Here is a 25145-nt window from a genome sequence, read left to right as displayed (position 1 = left end):
TGACTCCCTATGGATTTCACCCGAGTTCACTTCGATCGCGTCAATGAAGCCGCGTCGGGCGCCGGTTCTCATCGGCCCACTCGCTCAGGAACCGCAGGATCAACCGCCGCAGCTCGCGCGCGTTCAGCCGCGCGCCCTCGTACATTGAGCGGGGCGCCAGAGGTAGGACGCCCAGAGGCATGCGCCACTCCCTGGCGATGTCGTCCGTGATCCCCTGCACCAGGGCCACCATGTCCTCGGGTCGCGGCTCCGGCATGTAGAGCACGGTGAACCGCGACAGCAGAGGTGCCGGCAGTGATTTCAGGCTGTTGGCCGTTGCCCAGAATGACAGACGACTGAAGTCGCAGGTGGTCTGCAGAAAGGTGTCGTACCACCGCGATGCCGTCTCCGGCTCCAGCATGCCCAGCAACACCGAGGTCGCTGGGGCGCTGGTCAGATTGCTGGTTCCCACCTTGTCGATTTCATCCAGGAGAACCATTCCACTGGCGGTTCGGTGCTGCAGCATGTGACGCAGCAAGGGCGTTGGCTCGCCGCCGGCCCAGCCTCGCGTGGTGCCGGTCAACAACCTGCTGTCAGTGTGCCCACCCAGGGCCATAGGCAGGTAGGGCAGATTCAGCGTCTCAGCCAGACGCCGCACAAAGCGGGTCTTGCCCGCGCCAGAGTGTCCAACGATCACGACGGGCGAGAGGCACAGCTCGCGCACGCCGAAGAGGGAGCGTGCACGCATCATGCTGCCGAGTTCATCGACGACGTTGGTTGCCCAGGGAAACTCCTGCGACAGTGCCATCAGCACCGCCTCGACCTCGCTTGGCGCGAGCATCGCCGCAATCGGCTGTGGCACCAGCAGCGGGTAGAACATGCGCAAGGTCTGCGCATCTTCGCGGCTGGCGGAAGGTGGGATGGGGCCATGGACCACCTGCAGCAACCCTGCATCGGCTGACGCGGGGGCCACCATCTGGGGATCGTTCGAGGCGCTGGGCGGCGAGTCGGGTGCAGACGCATCGACGAATGCACGACCGCTGACGTGTAGGGCCACCAGGCGTTGAAGGCTTCCGTCCCAGAAACACTCATGGTCTTCCGCCTCGGGCAGCGCCTCAAGCCGCTTGGCCACCACCGTCCAAAGGCCTTGCCCAACCCCCAGGAAATACTCCTTGCGGCTTTCGGCCTGGCGCAAGGCTTGGTACTGCGATTCCAGCACCGACAGCAACGCGATGGCACGCAGGGTTGCCAGGCAATCCCTGGCAGGCCATGTCTGAAGAAAAGCGTCTCGATGCGCGTTCAAGGCGGAGTCGACGCAACTGATCAATGAGGAGGCGGCCTTGGCGGGCAATTGCAGGGGTCGATCGGACTCTTCCACCTTGGCATCGGCGCGGATGAGCCTGATGAATGAGACCCCCTCTGAAAGCGGAAGGCGGGCCTGCCAAACGCCCCATGGAAGCGTCAGACCCGCATGGGCAATCTCGGCCATCGCCCTTGCTTCATGGAGCGTTGCGCTGTCGACGGTTCGAGACACCGTTGTCAGCCACTCAAGCCGGAAGGCCTCGGCACTCTCGTTGTCCAGGAGTAGATCGCCAAGCGTCTCCAGAACCTCAACAGCGAGGTCGGCTCGCTCCTGCGTGAAGTCGGGTGCGTCCAGCGCGCGCCTGACCAGTCGATGGAATGCGTGAAAGGTCTTGGGTGTGTCGTCTACCCGCGCGGCAATGCGCAGCAGGGGATGCGCGAACTCATTCACGCAGAGGGCCTTTGAGGGAAAGCCGCCCTTAGAGCGGCCCTTGTTTGCAGCAACCATGATCATCTCCATAGATGGTGTAACGGTTGCGGTGCAAGTCCGGCAAGGTGCTGGACGGTCGGAGAGCAACCTCCGATAGAACACCGAGTGTGGCGTTCTGAGATGAAGGTTACTACGCGTTTTTCGGCTTCGCAAGTGCCTTTGAATGGTCGCAAAAACAGACAAATTGCACTGCGTTTTTACGACTGAATAATTGGATGTTCAGTGGCGTGATTTCAGCAAAATTGGAAGTTAAGTGGCTCGCGAGTTGAATGTCCAACTGCAGTGGGCTGCTCAGTTTCTATTGATATCAACTAGTTGCGAAGGGTGCCAGTGCAAAGTTCAGTGGCGTTCTGCAATGGGTCTGGCCACCGGATCGCCGGGCGCTGGTCAGACACAAACACTTACGATGCCGGCATGGACTGCATCTTCTCCTTCCACGGGCCGGCCCGGCGTCTCCTTCTTCGCTTTCTGACGGCGCTGGTCACCCTCCTGGGTCTTTGGTCTCACCCGGGTTCTGCCCAGGCGGCTCCTCCTGCGTCCGACGTCACCCTGCAAGCGCACTTCTGGGTCGATGCCTCGGGTCAGGCCTCCCTCGATGACGCCATGCGCCGACCGGTGGGGGACTTCCAGCCCATGGGCCACTACCGGTCCTTTGACCTGGCGGCTGCCGCCTTGTGGTTGCGGCTGGACTTGCCGCCCCTGGACGCCAGCCGGCGTTGGTACCTCGCCCTGAGTGCGGCGGCCTTCACCAACCGGGCGACGCTCCATGCCACCGGACCCGAGGGAGCGTGGACGGTGCAGCAAGCGGGCGATCATTTGCCGGTGTCGCAATGGAGCCATCCCGACCAGACACCGGTGTTTGCCTTGCCGGCCGGGTCAACGGGCCCGGTCTGGCTGCGCCTGGAAAACCGGCCGGCACCGCTGAGCCCGCGCCTGCTGCTGCTGGAGGAAGACACACTGCAGGAAACGCGCTACTGGACTTTTCTGATGATCGGGGGCTACCTCGGTTTCGGCCTGCTGGTGTTGTTCTGGGGCTGGGTGCACGCGCGCCTGTATGGCGACCGCGCCTTCATCGCCTACTGCTGTTATGTCGCGAGCATGTTGGGCTTTCAGGCGGCCTTCACCGGTGTGGGCGGGGTGTTTTTCTGGCGCGACTGGGCGTGGTGGAACGACGCTGCGCCGGCGGTGTTCATGCTGTGGCTCACCGCGGCGGGCATCTGGTTCGTGCGCGAGGCCTGTGCGGTGTCGCGCCACCACCGGCAGGTGGACCTTTTCGTGAAGGCCTGGTCGTGGTTCGGGCTGCTGTTTCCCGTGGTCTACCTGCTGCTGCAGAACCGCTTTGCCTTCGTCGTGCTCAACCTGTACGGCCTGTTGTCGGTGGTGTTGAGCTTCGCGCTGTGCATCTGGGCCTGGCGCCTGGGTGAAAAGTACGGGGGCTGGCTGGCGCTGGGGTTCCTGCCGGTGCATCTGAGCTACCCGTTTCCCGCGCTGCGCGCGGCCGGCGTGTTGCCGGACAGCTGGGTCACGCAATACGCCGTGCTCATCGGCTCGGCCATCGAGATCCCGCTCCTGCTCTACATCCTGCATCGGCGTGCCAAGGAGTTCAACGAGAACCATGCCCGCCTGCGTGCGATCGAGAGCACGGACCCCTTGACCGGGTTGACCATCGAGCCCGTGCTTCATCTGCGTTTGCGCGACGCCATGCGCCGCTCCAGGCGCTATGGGCACCAGAGTGGCCTCTTGATGGTGGAGCTGCTCAACCATGCGGACATCGTCTCCCGCCATGGCCGGGAGGTGGCCGAGCGCGCACTGGTGGTGGCCGCATCGCGGCTGTCGCACGTGGTGCGCGACGTGGACACGGTCTGCCGTGTGGCCAATGCGCGTTTTGCGGTGCTGGTCGAAGGGCCGCTGCAGCCCGACGACCTGATGCTGCTGGCACAACACATCGTGGCCAAAGGGCTGGAGCAGGTGCCTTCCTTGCCGGCGGGCCTGTCGCTGCGCTTTCGCCTGGCCTCCCTGTCGCTGCCTGGCGAAGCGAGGGATGCGGACGACGCGAGCCTGCTCGATCGGCTCCGCGCCGCGCTGGACCAGATGGCCGACGATCCGCGCAAGGTGGTGCTGCACCTGCCGGCGGGCTCACCGGTACCCACACCGTCCTGAGTGTTGTCTTGAGCCTGTAGTCTCTCGCGTTCACCTTTGTTGTTTCCCCAACCCCGTTCCAGGAGAGGATTTGCCATGAGTGGATTTCAGATCGGCGTGATCGTCGGCAGCCTGCGCCGCGACTCCTTCAACCGCCGGCTGGCGACGGCCCTCGCCCAGCTTGCCTCCAAGGAGTTCACGTTCAAGCAGCTCGAGATCGGTGACCTGCCGCTGTACAACCAGGACGACGACGCGAACCAGGCCACCCCGGTGAAACGGCTCAAGGCCGAGATCGCGGCGTCGCAAGGCCTGCTGTTCGTGACCCCCGAGTACAACCGCTCCCTGCCCGGGGTGTTGAAAAACGCCATCGACCATGCCTCGCGCCCCTACGGCCAGAGTGCCTGGGCCGGCAAACCCGCCGGGGTGATCGGCGTGTCGGTTGGCGCGATCGGCACGGCGCTCGCACAGCAGCACCTGCGCAACATCCTCGCCTACCTCGACGTGCCCACGCTGGGCCAGCCCGAGGCGTTCATCCAGTCCAAGGAAGGCCTGTTCGACAAGGACGGGGGCATCGGCGCCGACAGCCGCGAATTCCTTCAGAAATGGGTGTCCATCTACGAAGCCTGGGTTCGCCGGCACGCGGGCTGACGCCCGCGCGGCTCAGAAGTGGGCCAGGTAGCCGCCGTCCACGACCAGCACCTGGCCCGTGACGTAGCTGGCGGCGGGTGAGGCCAGGAACACCGCCGCGCCACCGATCTCCTCGGGCCGGCCCCAGCGGCCCAGCGAACTGCGCCGATCAAGCCAGGCGGCCACGGAAGCGTCCTCCACCATGGCGGTGTTGGCGTCGGTGGCGAAATAGCCCGGGGCGATCGCGTTGACGTTGATGCCTTGCGGGCCGAGTTCGGCCGCGAGCGCGCGCGTGAGGGCGTCGAGCGCGCCTTTGCTGGTGGTGTAGGCCGCGTCGCCGGCGCGGGCGATCGGCCCGGCGATGGAGGTGACGTTGATGATGCGGCCAGCGCCCTGGGCGCGCATGGGCCGCGCCACCTCGCGGCAGAGGTGCCAGGCCGAGACGAGGTTGGCTTCCAGCAGTTCCCGCAGGGCCTGGGCGGGCAATTCGTCCAGGGGCTGGCGCCGGCGTTGGCCCACGTTGTTGATCAGGATGTCGATCCGGCCACTCTCGGCCAGCAGGTGGGCCACGGCCGCCGTGGCAGCGGCCTCGTCGCACACATCGAAGGGCAGCGCGTGCGCGGTGCCACCAGCGGCTTGGCCGCCTTCGCGCACCCGGTCCACCGCTTCACGCAGGCTGGTGGCATCGCGGCCGTTGAGCCAGACGGTGGCGCCATGGGCAGCCAGCGCCTCGGCCATGCACAGGCCCAGGCCACGGGTCGCACCCGTGACCAGGGCGACGCGGCCTGACAGGGAGAACAGGGAAGAGGGAATCGGTGCGGTGGTGGGGCTCACCGCGCGATTATCGGCCGGCCTTCGGCCTCAGGCCGGCAGCTCGGCCAGGGACGACTCGGGAAAAGCCATCTCCGGCTCCATGCCGTCAAACGGCAAGGTGAAGTAGAAAGTGCAGCCGTCGCCGGGTGCGGTTTCGGACCAGATGCGCCCACCATGGCGCTCGATGATGCGCTGCGACAGCGCCAGGCCCGTGCCGGTCCCTTCGAAGTCCATCGAATGGTGCTGGCGCTGGAACATCACGAACAGGTTGTGCGCCTTTTCCAGGTCAAAGCCCACGCCGTTGTCGGCGATGTAGAAGGTGCGTCCCCCCACCGGGCTGACCTTCCAGCCCACCTCGATGCGGGCCAGGTCGCGGGGACGGGTGTATTTCACGGAGTTGCCCAGCAGGTTGCCCAGGGCCTGGGCCAGCAGCATGGCATCGCCCCGCACGACGGGCAGGTCGTTCTCGATCACCCACTCGATGCGCCGGTCCGGGTTTTCCTGCTTCAGGTGCGCGATCACGCCTTCCACGAGCTGGGCGATCGGCACCGGCTGGGTGTCGATGGCCACACGGCCCAGGCGGGCGTACTCCAGCAGGCCTTCGATCATCAGGCTCATGCGCTTGGACGCCTTGGCGATCGAATTCTGGTACTGCAGGGCCAGCGTGTCGGCGGAGTCGCCCATCTGTTCCTGCAGCAGGCTGACAAAGCTGGCGATGTGGCGCAGCGGCGCGCGCAGGTCGTGCGAGACCATGTGCGAGAACACGTCCAGGTCCTTGTTGGCCGCCACGAGCTGCTGCGTGCGCTCGGCGACGCGCTTTTCCAGCTCTCGGTTGAGGTCGTTCATCACGTCCTCCAGGCTCTTGGCGGCGGTCATGTCGCGCGTGATGCTGGAGAGGCCCTGCAGCTCGCCGGCTTCGTTGCGCAGCGCGGTGAGCACGGTGTGCGCCCAGAAGCGCGAGCCGTCCTCGCGCAGGCGCCAGCCTCGGGTTTCCCATTGGCCGTGGGCCTTGGCCAGGCGCAACACCTGGCCGGGGTCGACCTCGTCCTCGCCCGCGTTGTCGCTGGACAGCAGCGCCTCATAGGAGCGGCCCATGATCTGCGAGCGGGTATGGCCATGCAGGCGCTGGGCGCTCTCGGTCCATTCGGTGATGCCGCCGTTTTCGTCGACGAAGTAGATGCAGTAGTCCTGGATCGCATCCACCATCAGGCGGTAGCGCTGCTCGCTGGCAAACAGCTCGGCCGAACGCGAGCGCACGCGCTCTTCCAGATCCTGGTTGGCATGCAGCACGAACTCTTCCGTGCGGCGGCGTTCCGTGATGTCGTGCAGCTCGATGAAGATGCCCTCGACGGTGCCATTCTGGAAGTCGGGGATGTAGTGGATCTCGAAGTAGTTGGTCGAGCCGTCGGCGGCTGTGCGCGCGGCTTCGAAGGTCTGAGTCTGGCCGGAGAGGGCCTGCGCCACGCGCGGCAGGATGTCGGGCAGGATGTCGGGCCGCACCACCTGGCTCAGCGGCGAACCCACCATGTCGCTCGGCAGTTTGCCGTAGCGCGCGGCGTGGGCCTGGTTGGCGAAACGGCAGATCAGGTTCTTGTCGTAGTAGGCCAGCCGTGCGGGAATGCGGTCGGTGATGCTGCGCAGCAGGCTGTCCTGGGCGGAGGCGATCTGGGCCGCATCGAGCGGCGTGACCACACCGCTGCCGTGCAGGAAATGGCCCTCGGCATCAAACACCGGCGTCGAGGCGAGGCGGGCGCGAAACAGGCTGCCGTCGACGCGCAACCAGTCCAGATCGACCGGTTCGCTCTGCCCGCTCTGGCGCAGGGCTTCCACGTGGGTGGTCAGTGCGTCGCGCGAGCGCGGAGCGACCAGTTCATTCAGGGGCATGCCCGGCGCGCCATGGCCCAGCCAACCCAGCAGGGCCTGGTTGAGATGGACGCAACGCTGCGCGTCGTCAAAAGTGAGCAGGCCGCAAGGCGCCTGGTCAACGAGGGAACGGGCGCTGTCCAGGGCGGACTGGAGGTCTTGCGTGCGCAGGGCCACCAGCCGTTCGAGCTGTTGCTCTGGCGTTTCCATCCCGTCTGGGCAGATAGAGTTGTCCATGGTTCAAGGCTCCCGGGTCGTTGCAGTGCAAGCCAGAAAGGTGGCTTGTACTCCCATATCGGACACCGCCGCAGAAAATTCAAATTGTTACGACCGGTGGTTTTCCCTGTTGTCCGAAAAAAGTACGAAAAAAAGCCCCGGGGCTTTCGCTCCGGGGCTTGGGCGGTCGATTTGGTGACTATTTACAGCCCGGCGGCCTTGCGCAGCGCGGCCGCCTTGTCGGTGCGTTCCCAGGCGAACTCGGGCTCTTCGCGGCCGAAGTGGCCATAGGCCGCCGTCTTGGTGTAAATGGGGCGCAGCAGGTCGAGCATCTGGATGATGCCCTTGGGGCGCAGGTCGAAGTGTTCCTGCACCAGCGCGGCGATCTTCTCGTCCGGGATCACGCCCGTGCCTTCGGTGTAGACGGTAACGTTCATCGGGCGGGCCACGCCGATGGCGTAGGCCACCTGGATCTGGCACTGCTTGGCCAGGCCGGCGGCCACGATGTTCTTGGCCACGTAACGGGCGGCGTAGGCGGCCGAACGGTCGACCTTCGAGGGGTCCTTGCCCGAGAACGCGCCGCCGCCGTGCGGGCAGGCGCCGCCGTAGGTGTCGACGATGATCTTGCGACCGGTCAGGCCGCAGTCACCCTGCGGGCCGCCGATGACGAAGCGGCCGGTCGGGTTGATCAGGTACTTGGTGTCCTTGAGCCACTCCTTGGGCAGCACGGGCTTGATGATCTCTTCGATGATGGCTTCGTTGAAAGACGCCTTCATCTTGGTGGGCGACTCGCTCTGGTCGGGCGAATGCTGGGTCGAGAGCACCACGGTGTCGATGCTGTGCGGCTTGCCGTCGACGTAGCGCATGGTCACCTGGCTCTTGGCGTCGGGACGCAGGAAAGGCAGGCGGCCGTCCTTGCGCAGCTGGGCCTGGCGCTCCACGAGGCGGTGGGCGTAGTAGATCGGCGCGGGCATCAGCTCGGGCGTCTCGTCGCAGGCGTAGCCGAACATCAGGCCCTGGTCGCCGGCGCCGGTGTTCAGGTGGTCGTCAGAGGCGTGGTCCACGCCCTGGGCGATGTCGTTGGACTGCTTGTCGTAGCAGACCATGACCGCGCAGCCCTTGTAATCGATGCCGTACTCGGTGTTGTCGTAGCCGATCCGCTTGAGCGTGTCACGCGCGACCTGGATGTAGTCGACGTGCGCGTTGGTGGTGATTTCACCCGCCAGCACCACCAGGCCGGTGTTGCACAGGGTCTCGGCGGCCACGCGGCTGCGCGGATCCTGGGCAAAGATCGCGTCGAGGATCGCGTCGGAAATCTGGTCGGCGACCTTGTCGGGGTGGCCTTCGGAGACGGATTCGGAGGTGAAAAGGAAATCGCTCGCCATGTATAAACTCCACGTTGGTTGACCGGCGTTGCCGGTCTGTCAGAGTTCGGCGAACGCTTTAGCGGAATTTGTGAATCGCCCCGCAATTAGTTCCATAACTCGGCGATGGCGGCATTCTAGATCAAGTCCGTGCAGCCACCCTGTCCTTCCCCTCTCCTGTGACCCTGCTGATCCATGGCCTTTTTCGCGTCCTGAGCTGGATGCCGCTGTCCGTGCTGCATGCGATGGGCTGGCTGCTGGGCTGGCTGAGTTTTGTGCTCTCTGGCCGGTATCGACGTCGCCTGTTTGCGCATGCTGCCCAGGCGGGCTACCCCCGCCAGGTGGCGCTGGCCACGGTCGGCGAGTCGGGCAAGCTGGTGGCCGAGCTGCCCCGTCTGTGGCTGGGTCGGCCTGTGCCGGTGGTCTGGGTGGGCGCCGAGCACATCGAATGCACGCATCAACAGGGCACCGGGGTGCTGTTCCTGACGCCCCACCTGGGCTGTTTCGAGATCACGGCCCAGGCGTACGCACAGCGCTTCGGCGCGGTGCATCCCATGACGGTGCTGTTCCGCCCGGCGCGCCAGCCCTGGCTGCGCGATCTCGTGGCCGGTGCGCGCCAGCGCCCCGGCCTGTTCGCCGCGCCCACCACCCTGGCCGGTGTGAAGCAGCTCATCAAGGCGCTCAAGGCGGGGCAGGCGGTCGGCCTGCTGCCGGACCAGGTGCCGCCTGAAGGGCAGGGTGTGTGGGCGCCGTTCTTCGGTCGTGACGCGTACACCATGACGCTGTCGGGCCGCCTGGCCCAGTCCGGCCGCGTGCAGATCCTGTTGAGCTGGGGGGAGCGCCTGAGCTGGGGCCGGGGCTACCGCGTGCACGTGCGCCCGTTCGAGCCGCTCAACGGAGGGCCGCTGTCGGACGACCCGCTGGAGGCCGCGGCACAGATCAACCGCGCCATGGAGGCGCTGGTGCGAGAATGCCCGGCCCAGTACCTCTGGTCCTACAACCGCTACAAGTCGCCGAGCCGGTTGACACCGCCGTCGCCCTGATGTCTTCCTTGCCGCCCACCTCCGACGCTCCGCTGCCCCCCGGCAACCTTGGCAACCGCCTGGGGGTTGCCTTCATGCGCGTGCTGGCCGCATTGCCGCTCTCCTGGGTGCGTGGCATGGGCTGGTTGCTGGGGCAGGTGCTGCACCTGGCGGCGGTGCGGCGCCGGCGCATCGCGCGCATCAATTGGGCCCTGTGCTTTCCGGAGAGCAGCGAGGCCGAGCGCGACCGCGCGGTGCGCCAGCATTTCGTGTACTTTGCACAAGCCTGGCTGGACCGAAGCTGGCTGTGGGAGGCGCCCCTGGCCACGGTGCGTCGGCGCCTGACACTCACGGGCGATCTGCAGGCCCTGGCCGGGAACGAGCCCACCGTGATCTTCGCCCCGCATTTCGTGGGCATGGACGCGGGCTGGATCGGGCTCACGGCCCATCTGGAGCGGCGTTTCTGCGGGCTGTACGCCGAGCAGCTCAACGCCGACGTGGACCGCTGGATGGCGCAAGGCCGCCAGCGTTTCGGCAACCCCCATGTCGTGGGCAAGCGCCAGGGCATCAAGCCCCTGGTCGCGGCCATGCGCCAGGGCCTGCCGCTGTACCTGTTGCCCGACATGGACCACGGCATGCGCGACGCGGCGTTCGTGCCCTTCTTCGGCGTGCAGACCGCCACGCTCATGTCGCTGTCCCGGTTGGCCCGCCTGGGGCGTGCCTGCGTGGTGCCGGTGGTGAGCCGCCTCACGCGCGAAGGCTATGAAGTGAAGGTGATGTCACCCTGGCCCGACTACCCGACAGCGGATCCCGAAGCCGACACGGCGGTCATGAACCGCTACCTGGAGGGTTACATCCGCCAGGCGCCGGCGCAGTACTACTGGGTGCACAAGCGCTTCAAGACCCGCCCGGGCAATGAGCGTTCTTTCTACGCCGATCTCTGAACCGGTTCAGGTGTTCAGAAAGCTGCCGATCAAGGCGGCTATGCGCGCAGGCTGCTCGTGCACGATCCAGTGCGTGGCGCCGGGGACGCGCTCGATGCGCAGGTCTGGCACATACCCGTCCAGCCCTTCCAGCAGGGCTTCGGGCAGGGCGGTGTCGTTCAGTCCCCAGATCACCAGGGTCGGCCGCGTCACCATGGCCTTTTCGCGCGGCACCTGCACGGCCGTTGCCCCAGGGTCGTCGGGCGTCGGTGGGCGCAGGGGCGACGCGGCGTAGTACGCGCAAGGGCCCGTCAGCCCCTGGCGCCACACCGCGCGGTAGCGATCGCGCGTGGGTTCGTCGAGCCAGGCCATTGGCCCGCTGTCGGCCGCCATGTGGGTGAAGAAGGGCCAGAGGCGGGCGAAGTCGTTCTCGGCCAGCAGCGCGGGCGCGTCGGGCCGGATCAGGAAATTCATGTAGGCGCTGGCCGCCTGTTGCGCGGGCGACTGGGCCAGTTCGCGCTGGAAGGTGGCGGGGTGCGGCGCGTTGACGATGACCAGTTGCCGAAGCAAGCCAGGCCGCTGCGCGGCGAGGCCCCAGGCCAGCGCGCCGCCCCAGTCGTGCGCGATCAGGCCGGCCAGTTGACCTGGCGTGGGGCTGTCGGCGGTGATGGCCGTGGCCAGTGCGCCCAGGTCTTGCAGCAGGGGCTTGGCGCGGTAGGCCGATGTGTCGGTGGGGGCGCTCGACTGCTCGAAGCCGCGCAGGTTGGGCGCCACGCAGCGGTAGCCGCCGTGTTCGGGCTGGGCGAAGTGCAGCAGCAGCTCGTCCCACACGAACGCCGCTTCCGGGAAGCCGTGAAGGAACAGCAGGACCGGACGGCCGGGCTCGCCGGCGGCGCGGCAACTCAGCGTGATGCCGTGGGGCAGGGCTTGTTGGAAGGTCTGGATCATGCGGGCTCTCCTCGAGCCCGCACGGTTCAGTCCAGCGCGGGCGGCTCGTCGTCGGGAACGGGGCCGGCCGCTTGGGCTGGCGCGTTGGCGCCATGGGTCCATTGCCAGAGCAGCAGCGCCACCTCGTCCAGCCCCTTTTTCTTCAGGGCCGAGAAGAGTCTCGCCTCGCCACCGCCCGACTGCAGTCGCGCAATCGACAGCGCCTTTTGCGCTTCGGCGTGGTTGAGCTTGTCGGCCTTGGTGAGCAGCACCAGGAACTTCAGGCCTTCCTCGACCCGAGGCCGGATCACCTCCAGCAGGATCTCGTCGAGCTCGGTCAGGCCCAGGCGCGGGTCGATCAACAACACCACGCCCTTGAGGTTTTCGCGCGTGAGCAAATAGTTGCCCATGACGCGCTGCCAGCGCAGCTTGGCTTCGCGCGGCACGGCGGCATAGCCATAGCCCGGCAGGTCGGCCAGCACCGCGTCGGTCACGCCCTGTTTGCCGAGCGAGAACAGGTTGATGCTTTGCGTGCGGCCCGGCGTCTTGGAGGCGAAGGCCAGGCGCTTCTGCTGCGTCAGCGTGTTGATGCAGGTGGACTTGCCCGCGTTGGAGCGCCCGACGAAGGCGATCTCGGGCACCTCCAGCGGCGGCAGGTGTTCGAGTTGCGGGGCGGTGGTGAGAAAGCGGGCGGTGTGCAGCCAGCCGTGCGCGATCTTGGGATCGGGCTTGAGGGGATCGATGGTTTTTCCAGCTCGGGGTATCGGGGCTTTGAGGCCCGGGGCGTCGTGCGACGGCGAAGCGGTCTGGGGGGCTGGAGTGGGGCGGTGGGTCATTTGGGGGTTTTCCCGGTGGGACATTGTAAAATCGATTGGCTTTGTCCAGACAAACCGAGAATTCCCACAAACCGAACCCGTCGCAACCGACGCCCGCCCCGTCATGAAATTGCCTGTTTCCTTCCTTTGCGCCGCTGCTGCCGCAGCCCTGTCGTTCAGCGCCCAGGCGCAATCGGCCAAGCCCGATCTGGCCAAGGGCAGCGCCATGTACGGTCAGGTCTGCGTGGCCTGCCACGCGGCGGACGGCAACTCGACCACGCCGGCCAACCCGAAGCTGGCGCAACAGCACCCCGAGTACCTCGTCAAGCAGCTGCAGGAATACAAATCGGGCAAGCGCGACAACGCCATCATGAAGGGCTTCGCTTCGGCCCTGTCCGATGCCGACATGCGCAATATCGCCTACTGGCTGGCCGATCAGAAGGCCAAGGGCGGCGCCGCCACCGACAAGGATCTGGTGCGTCTGGGTGAACGCATCTACCGCGGCGGCATCGCCGACCGCCAGATCGCCGCCTGCGCCGGCTGCCACAGCCCCAACGGCGCCGGCATTCCCGCGCAGTACCCGCGCCTGTCGGGCCAGCAGGCGGAGTACACCGCCACGCAGCTCAAGCACTTCCGCGACGGCACCCGCAAGAACAACGCGCAGATGGCTGGTGTGGCCGCCAAGATGAACGACCGCGAAATCCAGGCGGTGTCGGACTACATCGCCGGCCTGCGCTGATCGACTTTCGAGGGGCGCAAGCCCCTCGTGCCTGGCCGGGATATAAGCCAACAATAATATTTGCCGGCACAATGCCATAAACCCCGCCGGGCGTTGAACCGCCAGCCAAAAAACACATCACATCAGGGCGCGTTCCGGGACTTCCGGGGCCGCCCTTTTTTGCTGCACCGTTCTGCCCCCATTCCTCCATGACCGTCTCCACCCAAGGCCTGCAAATTCGGACCGGCTCGCGCATCGCCAGCGAGCTGGTGGAGTTGCTGTCGTCGATGCGGTTTGCCATTTCGCTGCTCACCGTGATCTGCATCGCATCGGTGATCGGCACGGTGGTCAAACAGCACGAACCCTTCATCAACTACGTCAACCAGTTCGGGCCTTTCTGGGCCGACGTGTTTGCCAGCGCGAACCTGTACTCGGTCTACAGCGCGTGGTGGTTCCTGTTGATCCTGGCGTTCCTGGTCGTCAGCACCAGCCTGTGCATCGCCCGCAACACGCCCAAGATCTTTGCCGATCTCAAGGCCTACAAGGAAAACATCCGCGAGCAGAGCCTCAAGGCTTTTCCGCACCGCGCCGAGGGTGAGTTGGGCGAGACGCCCGAAGCCGCGGCGAACCGCATCGGTCAAGCCTTACTGGGCTCGGGCTGGAAGGTCAAGCTGCAGTCGCGCAGCACCGCGGCAGGCACCGGCTGGATGGTGGCGGCCAAGGCTGGCGCGGCCAACAAGATTGGCTACCTCGCGGCGCACAGCGCCATCGTGCTGGTGTGCATCGGCGGCTTGCTCGATGGCGATCTGATGGTGCGCGCACAGACCTGGTTCAACGGCAAGACGCCCTTCATGGGTGGCGGCTTGATCGCCGATGTGCCGGCCCAGCACCGGCTCTCGGCCAGCAATCCCACCTTCCGCGGCAACCTGCTGGTGACGGAGGGCACGACGGCGGGCACGGCCATTCTCGCGCAGCCCCAGGGTGTGCTGCTGCAGGATCTGCCGTTCTCGGTCGAACTCAAGAAGTTCATCGTCGAGTACTACGACACCGGCATGCCCAAGCTGTTCGCCAGCGAGATCGTGATCCACGACAACGAGACCGGCGAAAGCAAGGAAGCGCGGGTGGAGGTGAACCACCCCGCCAGCCACCGTGGCATCAACATCTACCAGTCCAGCTTCGATGACGGCGGTTCGCGCGTGAAGCTGCAGGCCGTGCCACTGAACGGGCCCACGCGGCCGTTCGAGATCGAGGGCACCATCGGCAGCTCGACCGCGCTGAGCAATGGCGACGACAAGCTCACGCTGGAGTACACCGGCCTGCGCGTGATCAACGTGGAGAACTTCGCCACCAGCAACGCCGCCGACGGCGTCGATGTGCGCAAGGTGGATCTGCGGGGCTCGATCGAGAGCCGCCTGGGCTCGGGCCACAAGACAGCGACCGAGAAGACGCTGCGCAACGTGGGGCCGAGCGTGTCTTACAAGCTGCGCGATGCGGCAGGTCAGGCGGTGGAGTACCACAACTACATGCTGCCGGTGGAGATCGACGGCGCGCGCGTGTACCTGCTGGGCCTGCGCGAGACGCCGGCCGAGCCGTTCCGCTACCTGCGCATTCCCGTGGACGACAAGGATGGCCTCGACGGTTTCGTGCGACTGCGCGCCGCCTTGGGCGACCCGCAGTTGCGCGATCTGGCGGTGCGCCGTTACGCGGCTTCGGCGGTGGAAGACGGCCGCCCCGAGCTGGCCGAAGCCTTGGCCGCCTCGGCCACGCGCGCCCTGGGCCTGTTTGCCGGCGCCGAGTCGGTGAACGCGTCCGGCGTGCAACCGGTGGTGGCCAACGGCACCGCAGACAAGCCCATTCGCGGAGGCCTGCAGGCCGTCTCGGCCTTCCTTGAAAACAACGTGCCGGCCGCCGAACGCGAGCGAGCGAGCGATGTGCTGGTGCGCATCCTCAACGGCACGCTGTTCGAGCTGATGCAGATCAGCCGCGAGCGCGCCGGCCTGCCGCCGCTGGAGCGCAGCGAGGCCACGCAGCAGTTCATGTCGCAGTCGGTGATCAGCCTGAGCGACACCTTCTTCTACCCCGCGCCCATGACCTTCCAGCTCAAGGACTTCACGCACGTGCAGGCCAGCGTGTTCCAGGTCGCGCGCGCACCGGGCCAGAACATCGTCTACCTGGGCTGCCTGTTGCTCATTCTGGGCGTTTTTGCCATGCTCTACGTCCGCGAGCGCCGCCTATGGGTCTGGCTCTCGCCCTCGGGTGAGCAATCCTCGCAGGCCCGCATGGCGCTGTCGTCGAACCGCAAGACGATGGACGCCGACCGTGAATTCGAGCTGTTGAAGACCCAATTGTTGAAGGTGCATCCATGAATACCGTCGCCGCCACGCAGACCATCGAACTGAAGAAGGGTCACCACGGGCAGGGCCTGGAACCCGGTTACTTCGCGCGCCGCAATGTCTGGGACTGGCTGTTCGCCGTGTTCGTGATCGCGGGGGCTGCCTGGGCCTTCACACGCTACAACGCGGCCATGGACGGCTACGAAAAGGCCATCCTCGTGGGCACCGTGCCTTGCATGATCTGGCTGGGCTGGTTCTGGCGCCCGCTGCGCGCGCTCACCGTCGTGGTGGCGGCCACGGCGCTGCTCGCGATCTGGCTGTACCAGACGCCCGCCGGCACGGCCGACCTCGCGCGGGCCGACCAGGTCTTCCTGCTGAAGTACTTCATCTCCAGCCAATCCGCCATCCTGTGGATGAGCGTGCTGTTCTTCATGAGCACCGCGTTCTACTGGGTCGGCATGTTCAAGCGCGCGGGCGACACCTTTGAACTGCTGGGTTCGCGCATGGCCTGGGTGGCGGTGGCGCTGGCCCTGATCGGCACCATGGTGCGCTGGTACGAGAGCCATCAGATCGGCCCCGACATCGGGCACATCCCGGTCAGCAACCTGTACGAAGTGTTCGTGCTGTTCTGCTGGATGACGACGGCTTTCTATCTCTATTACGAAGACCAGTACAAGACGCGTCGCATGGGTGCGTTCGCGATGCTGGTGGTCAGCGCCGCGGTGGGCTTCCTGCTCTGGTACACCCTGGTGCGCGAGGCGCATGCCATCCAGCCGCTGGTGCCCGCCCTCAAGAGCTGGTGGATGAAGCTGCATGTGCCGGCCAACTTCATCGGCTACGGCACCTTCGCGATTGCCGCGATGCTGGCCTTTGCCTACCTGATCAAGCAGAGTGCCACCGAAAGCCGCTGGTACAAGCTCGCGCCGCTGTGGCTGCTGGGCGTGGTGCTGTGTTTCGAGCCCATCGTGTTCCGGCAGTCGGCGGCGGAAAACGGCAGCAGCTACTGGTTCGTGTACTTCGGCGTTTCGGCGCTGATCGTGGGCACCATCCTGTTTGGCCGCCGCCGCATTGCCGAGCGCTTGCCCAGCTTCGAGGTGCTCGACGACGTGATGTACAAGGCCATCGCGGTGGGCTTTGCGTTCTTCACCATCGCCACCGTGCTGGGCGCCCTGTGGGCGGCCGAGGCCTGGGGTGGCTACTGGAGCTGGGACCCGAAGGAAACCTGGGCGCTGATCGTCTGGTTGAACTACGCCGCCTGGCTGCACATGCGGCTCATCAAGGGCCTGCGTGGCACGGTCTCGGCCTGGTGGGCGCTGGTGGGCCTGGCGATCACGACCTTCGCTTTCATCGGCGTGAACATGTTCCTCTCCGGCCTGCACAGCTACGGCGAACTCTGACGCGGGTGAGCCAGGTTCCGGTGCGCGCGGTGCGCTGGAACTTTGTGAGAGCCGGTTCGGTCCTAAGATCGACGAACCCGCGACGCGGCATCTTCCGCCGTCGGGTGTCTTCAGCAAGGATGGTTCCATGCTTATTCGCACGCGCGACAACGGTTTCGAGCACCCCCTCTCCAGCGAGATCACGCCGCCGGCGGCCTACCAGAACCGGCGCCAATGGCTGCTGACCGCGGCGGCGATGGGCGGCATGGCTTCCTGGGCTGCGCGCGATGCCTGGGCGCAGGCCGCTTCGGTCACGCCCAAACCCGGCAAGCTCGCTGCCTTGCCCGGCAAGCGCTCCGCCGTAGACGGTGCGATGACGATGGAGGCACTCACCTCCTACGACGACGTCAGCTCCTACAACAACTTCTACGAGTTCGGCACCGACAAGTCCGACCCCGTGGCCCAGGCCAAAACCCTCAAGCCCCGGCCCTGGACGGTGGCCGTTGAAGGTCTGGTGAACAAGCCCGGCACCTTCGACCTGGACGCCCTGCTCAAGCTCAGCCCGATGGAGGAGCGCATCTACCGGCTGCGCTGCGTCGAGGGCTGGTCCATGGTGATTCCCTGGGTGGGCTACTCGCTGAGCGAACTCATCAAGCAGGTGCAGCCTCAGGGCAGCGCCAAGTACGTCGAATTCGTGACGCTGGCCGACCCCAAACAGATGCCCGGCCTGCGCTCCAACGTGCTGGGCTGGCCTTATGTGGAGGGCCTGCGGTTGGACGAGGCCATGCACCCGCTGACGCTGCTGGCCTTCGGCATGTACGGCGAGGTGCTGCCCAACCAGAACGGTGCGCCGCTGCGCCTGGTGGTGCCCTGGAAGTACGGCTTCAAGAGCGGGAAGTCGCTGGTGAAGATCCGTTTCACTGACAAGGAACCGCGCACGGCGTGGAACGTGGCCGCGCCGCAGGAGTACGGCTTCTACTCGAACGTCAACCCCGAGGTCTCGCACCCGCGCTGGAGCCAGGCCACGGAGCGCCGCATCGGCGAGGGAGGTGGCCTGTTTGCCAAGCGCCGACAGACGCAGATGTTCAACGGTTACGCGCCCCAGGTCGGCCAGCTCTACGCCGGCATGGATCTTCGCAAGCTGTATTGATCGGCATGCAGCGCCGCCCGCCCGCCGGAGGGCCGGTCAACCGCGTGATCAGCCACGGCGCTGCCAAGCCGGTGGCGTTCGTGCTGGCCAGCTTGCCCTTTGTCTGGCTGGTGTTCGCGGCCTTTGCCGATCGGCTGGGGGCCAACCCGGCCGAAGCCCTGATCCGCTCGCTGGGCGATTGGACCCTGCGTTTCCTGGTGCTGGTGCTGGCGATCACGCCCCTGCGCGTGAGCCTGGGCTGGTCCGCGTTGCTGCGCCTGCGGCGCATGGTGGGGCTGTTCGTGTTCTTCTACGCCTGCATGCACCTGCTGGCCTATGCCTGGTTCGACATGGAATTTGATGTGGTGGGCATCGCGGCCGACGTGGCCAAGCGCCCGTTCATCCTGGTGGGCTTCCTCTCCTGGCTGTTGCTGCTGCCGCTGGCGGCCACTTCGTTCAACCGCGCCATCCGCACGCTGGGGGCGCGGCGCTGGCAACTGCTGCACCGCGCGGTGTATGTGATCGCGGGCCTGGCGGTGCTGCATTTTTTCTGGATGCGCGCCGGCAAGAACGACTTTGCGGAGGTGGCCGTGTACGCCGCGATCCTGGGCAGCCTGCTGGCCTGGCGCCTGTGGCGCCGGCTCAAAAGCTGAGCCTGTTCAGGCCTGCTTGCCGCGCCAGCGCTCCACCAGCGCGATGACCTCGCCCATGATGCCGCGGCGGAAGGCCAGCACGCACACCACGAAGATGAAGCCGATCACCATGGTGACCGACTCGCCCAGGCCGTTGAACCAGTCGATGCCGGTCACACCCGCCAGAAAATGGCCGATCTCGCCGAGCTTGTTCTCCAGCGCAATCACCACGGTGGCGCCCACCAGCGGGCCGGAGAGGGTGCCCAGGCCGCCCACCAGCGTCATCAGCACCACCGAGCCGGACATGGTCCAGTGCACGTCGGTGAGTGTGGCAAAGCCCATGGCCAGGGTCTTGAGCGAACCTGCCAGGCCGGACAGCGCGGCCGACAACACGAACACCAGCAGCTTGAAACGCTGCGTGTCGTAGCCCAGCGAGATGGCGCGCGGCTCGTTTTCCTTGATCGCCTTGAGGATCTGGCCGAAAGGGGAGTGCACGATGCGCATGATGAGCAGGAACGCCGCCACCGTGATCAGCAAGGTGAAGTAGTACATGGTCATGTCGTTGCCGAGCTCGATGAAGCCCAGCAGCCGGCCGCGCGGCACACCTTGCAGACCATCCTCGCCCCCCGTGAAGGGCATCTGCAGGCAGAAGAAGAACAGCATCTGCGCCAGCGCCAGGGTGATCATGGTGAAGTAGATGCCCTGGCGGCGGATCGCGAGCGACCCCACCAGCCAGCCCAGCACCGCGCCCGCCAGGGTGCCGATCACCAGACCCAGCTCGGGCGGCACGCCCCAGACCTTCAGCGCGTGGCCGGTGACGTAGGCCGAGCCGCCCAGAAAGGCGGCGTGGCCGAACGACAGGAGGCCCGTGTAGCCCAGCAGCAGGTTGAAGGCAGAGGCAAAAAGCGCGAAGCACAGCAGCTTCATCACCAGCACCGGGTAGATGCCGATGAAGGGAACGGCCAGCAGCACCAGCAGCAGCAAGCCGTAGAGGATGTTCTTGGAGGTCGTGTTCATGCGGCTGGCTTCACTTTTCCTTGCCGAACAGGCCGGCCGGCCGGATCAGCAGCACGATGGCCATGATGACGAAGACCACGGTGGACGAGGCCTCGGGGTAGAAGACCTTGGTCAGTCCTTCGATGACGCCCAGGCCCAGGCCGGTGAGGATGGTGCCGAGAATGGAGCCCATGCCTCCGATCACCACCACGGCAAAGACGATGATGATGAGGTTCTGCCCCATGAGCGGGGACACCTGCATGATGGGCGCGGCCAGCACGCCGGCCAGGCCCGCCAGCGCCACGCCAAAGCCGTAGGTCAGCGTGACCATCAGCGGCACGTTGATGCCGAAGGCTTCCACCAGCCGGGGGTTCTCGGTGCCCGCGCGCAGGTAGGCGCCTAGTTTGGTCTTTTCGATCACGTACCAGGTGGCGAAACACACCACGAGCGAGGCCAGCACCACGAAGCCGCGGTAGTTCGGCATCACCATGAAGCCCAGGTTGGTGGCGCCCGAGATGGGAGCGCTGTAAGGCAGGCCCGAGACCCCATAGGCCGAGCGAAGCACGCCCTCCAGCATCAGCGTGAGGCCCAGCGTGAGCAGCAGGCCGTAGAGGTGGTCCAGGCGGTAGATCCAGCGCAGGAAAAGCCGTTCGATGACGATGCCCACCACGCCCACGGCCAGCGGGGCGAGCACGATCATCACCCAGAAGTTCAGCTCAAGGTAGTTCATGCCCATCCAGGTCAGCACCGCGCCCAGCATGAACAGCGCGCCGTGCGCGAAGTTGATGACGTTGAGCAGGCCGAAGATGACCGCCAGCCCCAGGCTCAGGATGGCGTAGAACGAGCCGTTGACCAGGCCCAGCAACAACTGGCCCAGCAGGGCGGACAAAGGTATTCCGAAGAAGTCCATCGGCAGGGCGTGGGTTGGGGGTGGGGGAAGTCAGGCCGTGTGGACAGGGACACCCGCGGGCCGCGGCCCGCGGGTGTCCCGCTCAGATCACTTCCAGAGCTTGCACTTGGAGTCGGCCTTGGTCGTGAAGACCGAATCGCCCGGCAGCGTGGCGGCCACCTTCATGTAGTCCCACGGCTTGGTGGACTCGGCGGGCTTCTTCACCTCCAGCAGGTACATGTCGTGCACGTAGCGGCCATCGGGGCGGATGTTGCCCTTGCCGAAGAAGTCGTTGATCGGCATCTTCTTGAGCTGTTCCATCACCTTGTCGCTGTCGGTGGTCTTGGCCGCCGTCACCGCTTTCAGGTAGGTGGTGGTGGCAGAGTAGTTGGCGGCCTGGATGCTCGTCGGCATGCGCTTGGCCTTGTCGAAGAACTTCTTGGCGAACGCACGGCTCGCATCGTCCTTGTCCCAGTACCAGCTGTCGGTCAGGTACATGCCCTGCGTGTCTTTCAGGCCCAGGCTGTGCACGTCGGTGATGAACATCAGCAGGCCCGCCAGCTTCATCGTCTTGGTGATGCCGAATTCGCTCGCGGCCTTGATCGAGGCGATGGTGTCGCCGCCCGCGTTGGCCAGGCCGAGGATCTTGGCGCCCGAGCTCTGGGCCTGCAGCAGGAAGGAGGAGAAGTCCGAGGTGTTGAGCGGCGCGCGCACCGCACCCTTCACGGCACCGCCGGCCGCCTTCACGACGTTGCCGGTGTCGGTTTCCAGCGCGTGGCCGAAGGCGTAGTCGGCCGTCAGGAAGAACCAGTCCTTGCCGCCCTGCTTGACGATCGCACTGCCGGTGCCCTTGGCCAGGGCCACGGTGTCGTAGGCGTAGTGCACGGTGTAGGGAGAGCAGGCGTCGTTGGTGAGCGCGGACGAGCCCGCGCCGTTGACGATGTACAGCTTCTTCTTCTCTTCGGCCACCTTGGCCGTGGCCAGGGCGGTGCCGGAGTTGGTGCCGCCGATCATGACGTCCAGGCCCTGCGTGTCGATCCATTCGCGGGCCTTGGAGGCCGCGATGTCGGCCTTGTTCTGGTGATCGGCGCTCAGCAGCTCGATGGGCTTGCCCAGCACCTTGCCACCGAAGTCGTCGATGGCCATCTGGATCGCCATGGCGCCGTTCTTGCCGTCCACGTCGGAGTACAGGCTCGACATGTCGGTGGTGAAGCCGATGCGCACTTTGTCCTGTGCGTGGGCGGCGGTGAACAGCCCCGCGGCACCCAGTGCCAGGGTGAGCAGTTTGACGGTGTGTTTCATGCTGTCAGTCTCCGTTGAGGTGGCGGTTGGGGGAAAACGGTGATCGGTGATCGGGGTGAGGGCGCTCAGACGCCCAGCAGCTCGTGAAGAACGGGCATCTTTTCGGTCAGCTGGGAGGCGTTGAAGTGCTCGACCATGCGGCCGTGCTCCATCACGTAGAAGCGGTCGGCCAGCGGGGCGGCGAAGCGGAAGTTCTGCTCGACCATGACCACGGTGTAGCCCTTGCTCTTGAGCATCTTGATCATGCGGGCCAGGGCTTGCACGATCACGGGAGCGAGGCCTTCGGAGATTTCGTCAAGCAACAGCAAGTGGGCGCCGGTGCGCAGGATGCGGGCCACGGCCAGCATCTGCTGCTCTCCGCCGGACAGGCGCGTGCCCTGGCTGTGGCGGCGCTCGGCCAGGTTGGGAAACATCTCATAGATGTCGTCCACCGACATGCCCTTGCCCGAGCCTTTGAGCGTGGGGGGCAGCAGGAGGTTTTCCTCGCACGAGAGACTGGCGAAGATGCCGCGTTCCTCGGGGCAGTAACCGATGCCGTGGCGCGCGATGCGGTGGGTGGGCAGGTGGATGAGTTCCTGTCCGTTGCTCTGGATGGAGCCCTTGCGCGAGCCGGTGAGGCCCAGGATGGCGCGCAGCGTGGAGGTGCGCCCCGCGCCGTTGCGCCCGAGCAGGGTGACGACCTCGCCCGGTTGCACGACCATGTCCACGCCATGCAGCACATGCGATTCGCCGTACCAGGCCTGCAGGTTCTTGATCTCGAGCGCCGGTGTGGTCATTCAGTGCGCTCCCTGGAGCTGGCCGTCGGTGGTGCCCATGTAGGCCTCCATCACGGCAGGATTGCCCGAGACCTGGGCGTACGAGCCCTCGGCCAGCACGGCCCCGCGTTGCAACACCGTGATCGTGTCGGCGATGTTCGAGACCACGCCCATGTTGTGCTCCACCATCAGGATGGTGCGGCCGGTCGCCACCTTCTTGATGAGCTGGGTCACGCGGTCCACGTCTTCGTGACCCATGCCCTGGGTGGGTTCGTCCAGCAGCATCAACTCGGGCTCCATGGCCAGCGTGGTGGCGATCTCGAGCGCGCGTTTGCGGCCGTAGGGCAGGTTGACCGTGGTCTCGCGCGCGAAATCCTGCAGGCCCACTTCGGTCAGCAGATGAAGGGCCCGCTCGTTGAGCTGGTTGAGAGAACGTTCGCTCTTCCAGAAGTGATAGGCCGTGCCCAGCTGGCGCTGCAGGCCGACGCGCACGTTCTCGAGCACGCTCAGGTGAGGAAACACCGCCGAGATCTGGAAGGAGCGGATGATGCCGCGGCGCGCGATCTGCGCCGGCTGCTCACGCGTGATGTCCTGGCCGTTGAACAGGATCTGGCCTTGCGTTGGCTCCAGGAACTTGGTCAGCAGGTTGAAGCACGTGGTTTTGCCGGCGCCATTGGGTCCGATCAATGCATGAATCGCCCCGCGCTGGACGCGCAGATTGACGTCGTTGACCGCGGTGAAACCCTTGAAGGACTTGGTGAGCTGGCGAGTTTCCAGAATGGTGTCGCTGGTCTTGTCGTGCATGGGTTGGGGGCGCTTCCAGAAGGCCGTCGGGCCATGTTGCTGTGCACAATGTCGACGGATTCTGGAGGACTCGATCTGCACGGCCTATAGGTGCAAACACCGAGGGGGGTATGGCGGCCCGCTGCACCATGAGCGGGCACGCGGCTTGGCGCCGCGTGCATTCATGCAAGGGTGTCGCGCTCGAGACGGCGCGAGAGGTCAGAGCAGGCGCTCGAGCCGTGTCTGGTCGGCCAGGGATTCGCGCGCGCGGATCAGGTGCGCGTGTGCACCATCCACCAGTACCTCCGCCGCGCGGCCCCGCGTGTTGTAGTTGCTGGCCATGCTCATGCAGTACGCGCCCGCCGACAGCACGGCCAGCAAGTCACCCGCCTGCACCGCGAGCGCGCGGTCGCGGCCGATCCAGTCGCCGCTCTCGCACACAGGGCCCACCACGTCCCAGGTCGGTGCGTCTTCTGAGGCGCGCGGTGCGACCGGCACGATGCGGTGAAACGCCTGGTACATCGCCGGGCGCGGCAGATCGTTCATGGCCGCGTCCACGATGAGGAAGTTCTTCTGCTCGCCGGGCTTGAGGTACAGCACCTCGGTGAGGCACACGCCGGCATTGCCCACCAGCGAGCGGCCGGGCTCGATGCAGATCTGGCGGTCGCCGAAACCCCGCGCGTCCAGGCGTTGCAGCAGGGCGCGCCAGAGCACATCGGCTTCCGGTGGGTTGTCACCCTGGTAGTCGATGCCCAGGCCACCGCCGAAGTCGATGTGTTCGATCGGCACGCCGGCCGTTTCGATCTGTTCCACGAGGTCGAGCACGCGGTCCATGGCGTCGAGGTAGGGGCCGGTCTGCGTGATCTGGGAGCCAATGTGGCAGTCGATGCCGACCACGCGCAGGCCATCGCACGCGGCGGCGTGCTGGTAGGTTGACAACACGTCCTCGTGCGCGATGCCGAACTTGTTGCCCTTGAGGCCGGTGGAAATGTAAGGGTGAGTCTGTGCGTCCACGTTGGGATTGACACGGATGCTCACCGGTGCGCGCAGGCCCATGCCGCGGGCCACCTCATCGAGCACGTCGAGCTCGGCGCGGCTTTCCACGTTGAAACAACCGATGCCCACGGAGAGCGCCTGACGCATCTCGGCGCGCGTCTTGCCCACACCGGAAAAGATGACCTTGGCCGGATCGATGCCCACCGCCAGGGCGCGTTCGAGTTCGCCGCCCGAGACGATGTCCAGCCCGCAGCCCGCGGCCACCAGGGTCTGCAGGATCGCCAGCGATGAATTGGCTTTCATGGCGTAGCAGATCAGGTGCCGACGCCCGGCCAGACCACGCTGGTACGCGGCCAGCGCCTGCAGCATGGCGGCGCGGCTGTACACGAACAGCGGCGTGCCATGCTCGCGGGCCAGCGCGGCCAGAGACACGCCTTCGACCATGAGTTGCTGGTCCTGGTAGGTGACGAAGGGCGGCAACGGGGTGGCGGGCAGGCCGGCGAGTGTGGTCATGCGAGCGGTGCGAAGCGAAGAGGGTGGCGGATCAACGCTGCGCGGGGGTGGCGGGCGTCTCGGCAGGAGCCGTTGGAGCGGGGGAGGATGACTTCTTGGGCGCGGGCGCGTTGGGATCGGGCAGGTACAGGGGGCCCTTTTGGCCACAGGCTGCGAGCACCAAGGCGCTCACGGCGATGGCCATGCCACGCGAGGGGCCGATGGCCCGACCTAGAATGCGTTTCAAACCAAACATCGACGCAT

22 protein-coding genes are annotated in these 25145 nt (G+C 66.0%); 9 read left to right on the top strand and 13 right to left on the bottom strand.

The features are described from left to right. Positions 1–40 precede the first annotated feature (40 nt). Complete coding sequence (locus ABSY19_RS08945) at positions 41–1789, bottom strand: AAA family ATPase (RefSeq protein ID WP_382161515.1); 1749 nt, start codon at positions 1787–1789, stop codon at positions 41–43. A 396-nt stretch (positions 1790–2185) separates the two neighbouring features. Here ABSY19_RS08945 and ABSY19_RS08940 point away from each other — a divergent pair, with 396 nt between their 5' ends. Then, positions 2186–3931: a 7TM diverse intracellular signaling domain-containing protein gene (locus tag ABSY19_RS08940; protein ID WP_382161512.1), complete on the top strand. Its 1746-nt coding sequence runs from the start codon at positions 2186–2188 to the stop codon at positions 3929–3931. Positions 3932–4006: 75 nt separating this feature from the next. Further along, positions 4007–4558, top strand: coding sequence for an NADPH-dependent FMN reductase (locus ABSY19_RS08935; protein WP_382161509.1), 552 nt, complete (start codon positions 4007–4009; stop codon positions 4556–4558). Between the two features lie 12 nt (positions 4559–4570). Here the strand turns inward: ABSY19_RS08935 and ABSY19_RS08930 are convergent, their stop codons facing one another. The 3 genes from ABSY19_RS08930 to metK all read right to left on the bottom strand — a co-directional run bounded on the left by ABSY19_RS08930 (position 4571) and on the right by metK (position 8814). Continuing rightward, positions 4571–5371: an SDR family oxidoreductase gene (locus tag ABSY19_RS08930; RefSeq protein WP_382161506.1), complete on the bottom strand. Its 801-nt coding sequence runs from the start codon at positions 5369–5371 to the stop codon at positions 4571–4573. A 27-nt stretch (positions 5372–5398) separates the two neighbouring features. Beyond that, positions 5399–7423 (bottom strand): PAS domain S-box protein, encoded by a 2025-nt coding sequence (locus tag ABSY19_RS08925; protein WP_382161503.1) that lies wholly within the window; start codon positions 7421–7423, stop codon positions 5399–5401. 209 nt (positions 7424–7632) lie between these two features. Further along, a complete protein-coding gene (metK, locus tag ABSY19_RS08920) occupies positions 7633–8814 on the bottom strand; it encodes a methionine adenosyltransferase (protein ID WP_382161501.1) in 1182 nt (393 codons plus the stop codon). Positions 8815–9014: 200 nt separating this feature from the next. On the opposite strand from metK, the gene ABSY19_RS08915 reads away from it, so the two are divergent. Then, on the top strand, positions 9015–9836 hold the full coding sequence (locus ABSY19_RS08915; RefSeq protein WP_382161498.1) for a lysophospholipid acyltransferase family protein: 822 nt from the start codon (positions 9015–9017) through the stop codon (positions 9834–9836). Further along, on the top strand, positions 9836–10759 hold the full coding sequence (locus ABSY19_RS08910) for a lysophospholipid acyltransferase family protein (protein ID WP_382161495.1): 924 nt from the start codon (positions 9836–9838) through the stop codon (positions 10757–10759). The genes ABSY19_RS08915 and ABSY19_RS08910 overlap by 1 nt, the downstream gene beginning before the upstream one ends. A 6-nt stretch (positions 10760–10765) precedes the next feature. Here ABSY19_RS08910 and ABSY19_RS08905 read toward each other — a convergent pair whose 3' ends face one another. After that, a complete protein-coding gene (locus tag ABSY19_RS08905) occupies positions 10766–11686 on the bottom strand; it encodes an alpha/beta fold hydrolase (protein WP_382161493.1) in 921 nt (306 codons plus the stop codon). A 26-nt stretch (positions 11687–11712) separates the two neighbouring features. Beyond that, positions 11713–12501 carry a ribosome biogenesis GTP-binding protein YihA/YsxC gene (gene yihA / locus ABSY19_RS08900; RefSeq protein WP_382161490.1) on the bottom strand — a complete coding sequence of 263 codons (789 nt, stop codon included), beginning with the start codon at positions 12499–12501 and terminating at the stop codon, positions 11713–11715. Between the two features lie 103 nt (positions 12502–12604). On the opposite strand from yihA, the gene ABSY19_RS08895 reads away from it, so the two are divergent. From ABSY19_RS08895 to ABSY19_RS08875, 5 genes are all read left to right on the top strand, one after another. After that, complete coding sequence (locus ABSY19_RS08895) at positions 12605–13219, top strand: c-type cytochrome (RefSeq protein WP_382161488.1); 615 nt, start codon at positions 12605–12607, stop codon at positions 13217–13219. A gap of 188 nt (positions 13220–13407) precedes the next feature. After that, positions 13408–15564: a cytochrome c biogenesis protein ResB gene (locus tag ABSY19_RS08890; protein WP_382161485.1), complete on the top strand. Its 2157-nt coding sequence runs from the start codon at positions 13408–13410 to the stop codon at positions 15562–15564. Then, positions 15561–16928: a c-type cytochrome biogenesis protein CcsB gene (ccsB, locus tag ABSY19_RS08885; RefSeq protein ID WP_382161483.1), complete on the top strand. Its 1368-nt coding sequence runs from the start codon at positions 15561–15563 to the stop codon at positions 16926–16928. The genes ABSY19_RS08890 and ccsB overlap by 4 nt, the downstream gene beginning before the upstream one ends. 127 nt (positions 16929–17055) lie before the next feature. After that, positions 17056–18057 carry a protein-methionine-sulfoxide reductase catalytic subunit MsrP gene (msrP, locus tag ABSY19_RS08880; RefSeq protein WP_382161480.1) on the top strand — a complete coding sequence of 334 codons (1002 nt, stop codon included), beginning with the start codon at positions 17056–17058 and terminating at the stop codon, positions 18055–18057. 5 nt (positions 18058–18062) lie between these two features. Beyond that, on the top strand, positions 18063–18689 hold the full coding sequence (locus ABSY19_RS08875; RefSeq protein ID WP_382161477.1) for a sulfite oxidase heme-binding subunit YedZ: 627 nt from the start codon (positions 18063–18065) through the stop codon (positions 18687–18689). A 6-nt stretch (positions 18690–18695) separates the two neighbouring features. Here ABSY19_RS08875 and ABSY19_RS08870 read toward each other — a convergent pair whose 3' ends face one another. The 7 genes from ABSY19_RS08870 to ABSY19_RS08840 all read right to left on the bottom strand — a co-directional run bounded on the left by ABSY19_RS08870 (position 18696) and on the right by ABSY19_RS08840 (position 25086). After that, the gene (locus tag ABSY19_RS08870) at positions 18696–19685 is read right to left on the bottom strand and encodes a branched-chain amino acid ABC transporter permease (protein WP_382161475.1); all 990 of its coding nucleotides are present in this window, start codon (positions 19683–19685) and stop codon (positions 18696–18698) included. A gap of 10 nt (positions 19686–19695) precedes the next feature. After that, a complete protein-coding gene (locus ABSY19_RS08865; RefSeq protein ID WP_291113842.1) occupies positions 19696–20574 on the bottom strand; it encodes a branched-chain amino acid ABC transporter permease in 879 nt (292 codons plus the stop codon). Positions 20575–20661: 87 nt separating this feature from the next. After that, complete coding sequence (locus ABSY19_RS08860; RefSeq protein ID WP_291113839.1) at positions 20662–21855, bottom strand: ABC transporter substrate-binding protein; 1194 nt, start codon at positions 21853–21855, stop codon at positions 20662–20664. Between the two features lie 65 nt (positions 21856–21920). Further along, positions 21921–22631, bottom strand: coding sequence for an ABC transporter ATP-binding protein (locus ABSY19_RS08855; RefSeq protein ID WP_382161472.1), 711 nt, complete (start codon positions 22629–22631; stop codon positions 21921–21923). Continuing rightward, a complete protein-coding gene (locus ABSY19_RS08850) occupies positions 22632–23414 on the bottom strand; it encodes an ABC transporter ATP-binding protein (RefSeq protein ID WP_382161469.1) in 783 nt (260 codons plus the stop codon). 198 nt (positions 23415–23612) lie between these two features. Then, entirely contained in the window at positions 23613–24902 is a 1290-nt protein-coding gene (gene lysA, locus ABSY19_RS08845; RefSeq protein ID WP_382161466.1) for a diaminopimelate decarboxylase, read from the bottom strand. A gap of 31 nt (positions 24903–24933) precedes the next feature. Next, positions 24934–25086, bottom strand: a complete 153-nt coding sequence (locus ABSY19_RS08840; RefSeq protein ID WP_291113865.1) for a lipoprotein — start codon at positions 25084–25086, stop codon at positions 24934–24936. Positions 25087–25145 lie beyond the last annotated feature (59 nt).

This window comes from Hydrogenophaga sp. ANAO-22, from assembly GCF_042466645.1.
GTDB lineage: Bacteria > Pseudomonadota > Gammaproteobacteria > Burkholderiales > Burkholderiaceae_C > Hydrogenophaga.
Note: the sequence above shows the minus strand (reverse complement) of the source record. Positions and strands in the feature narration are given on the sequence as shown.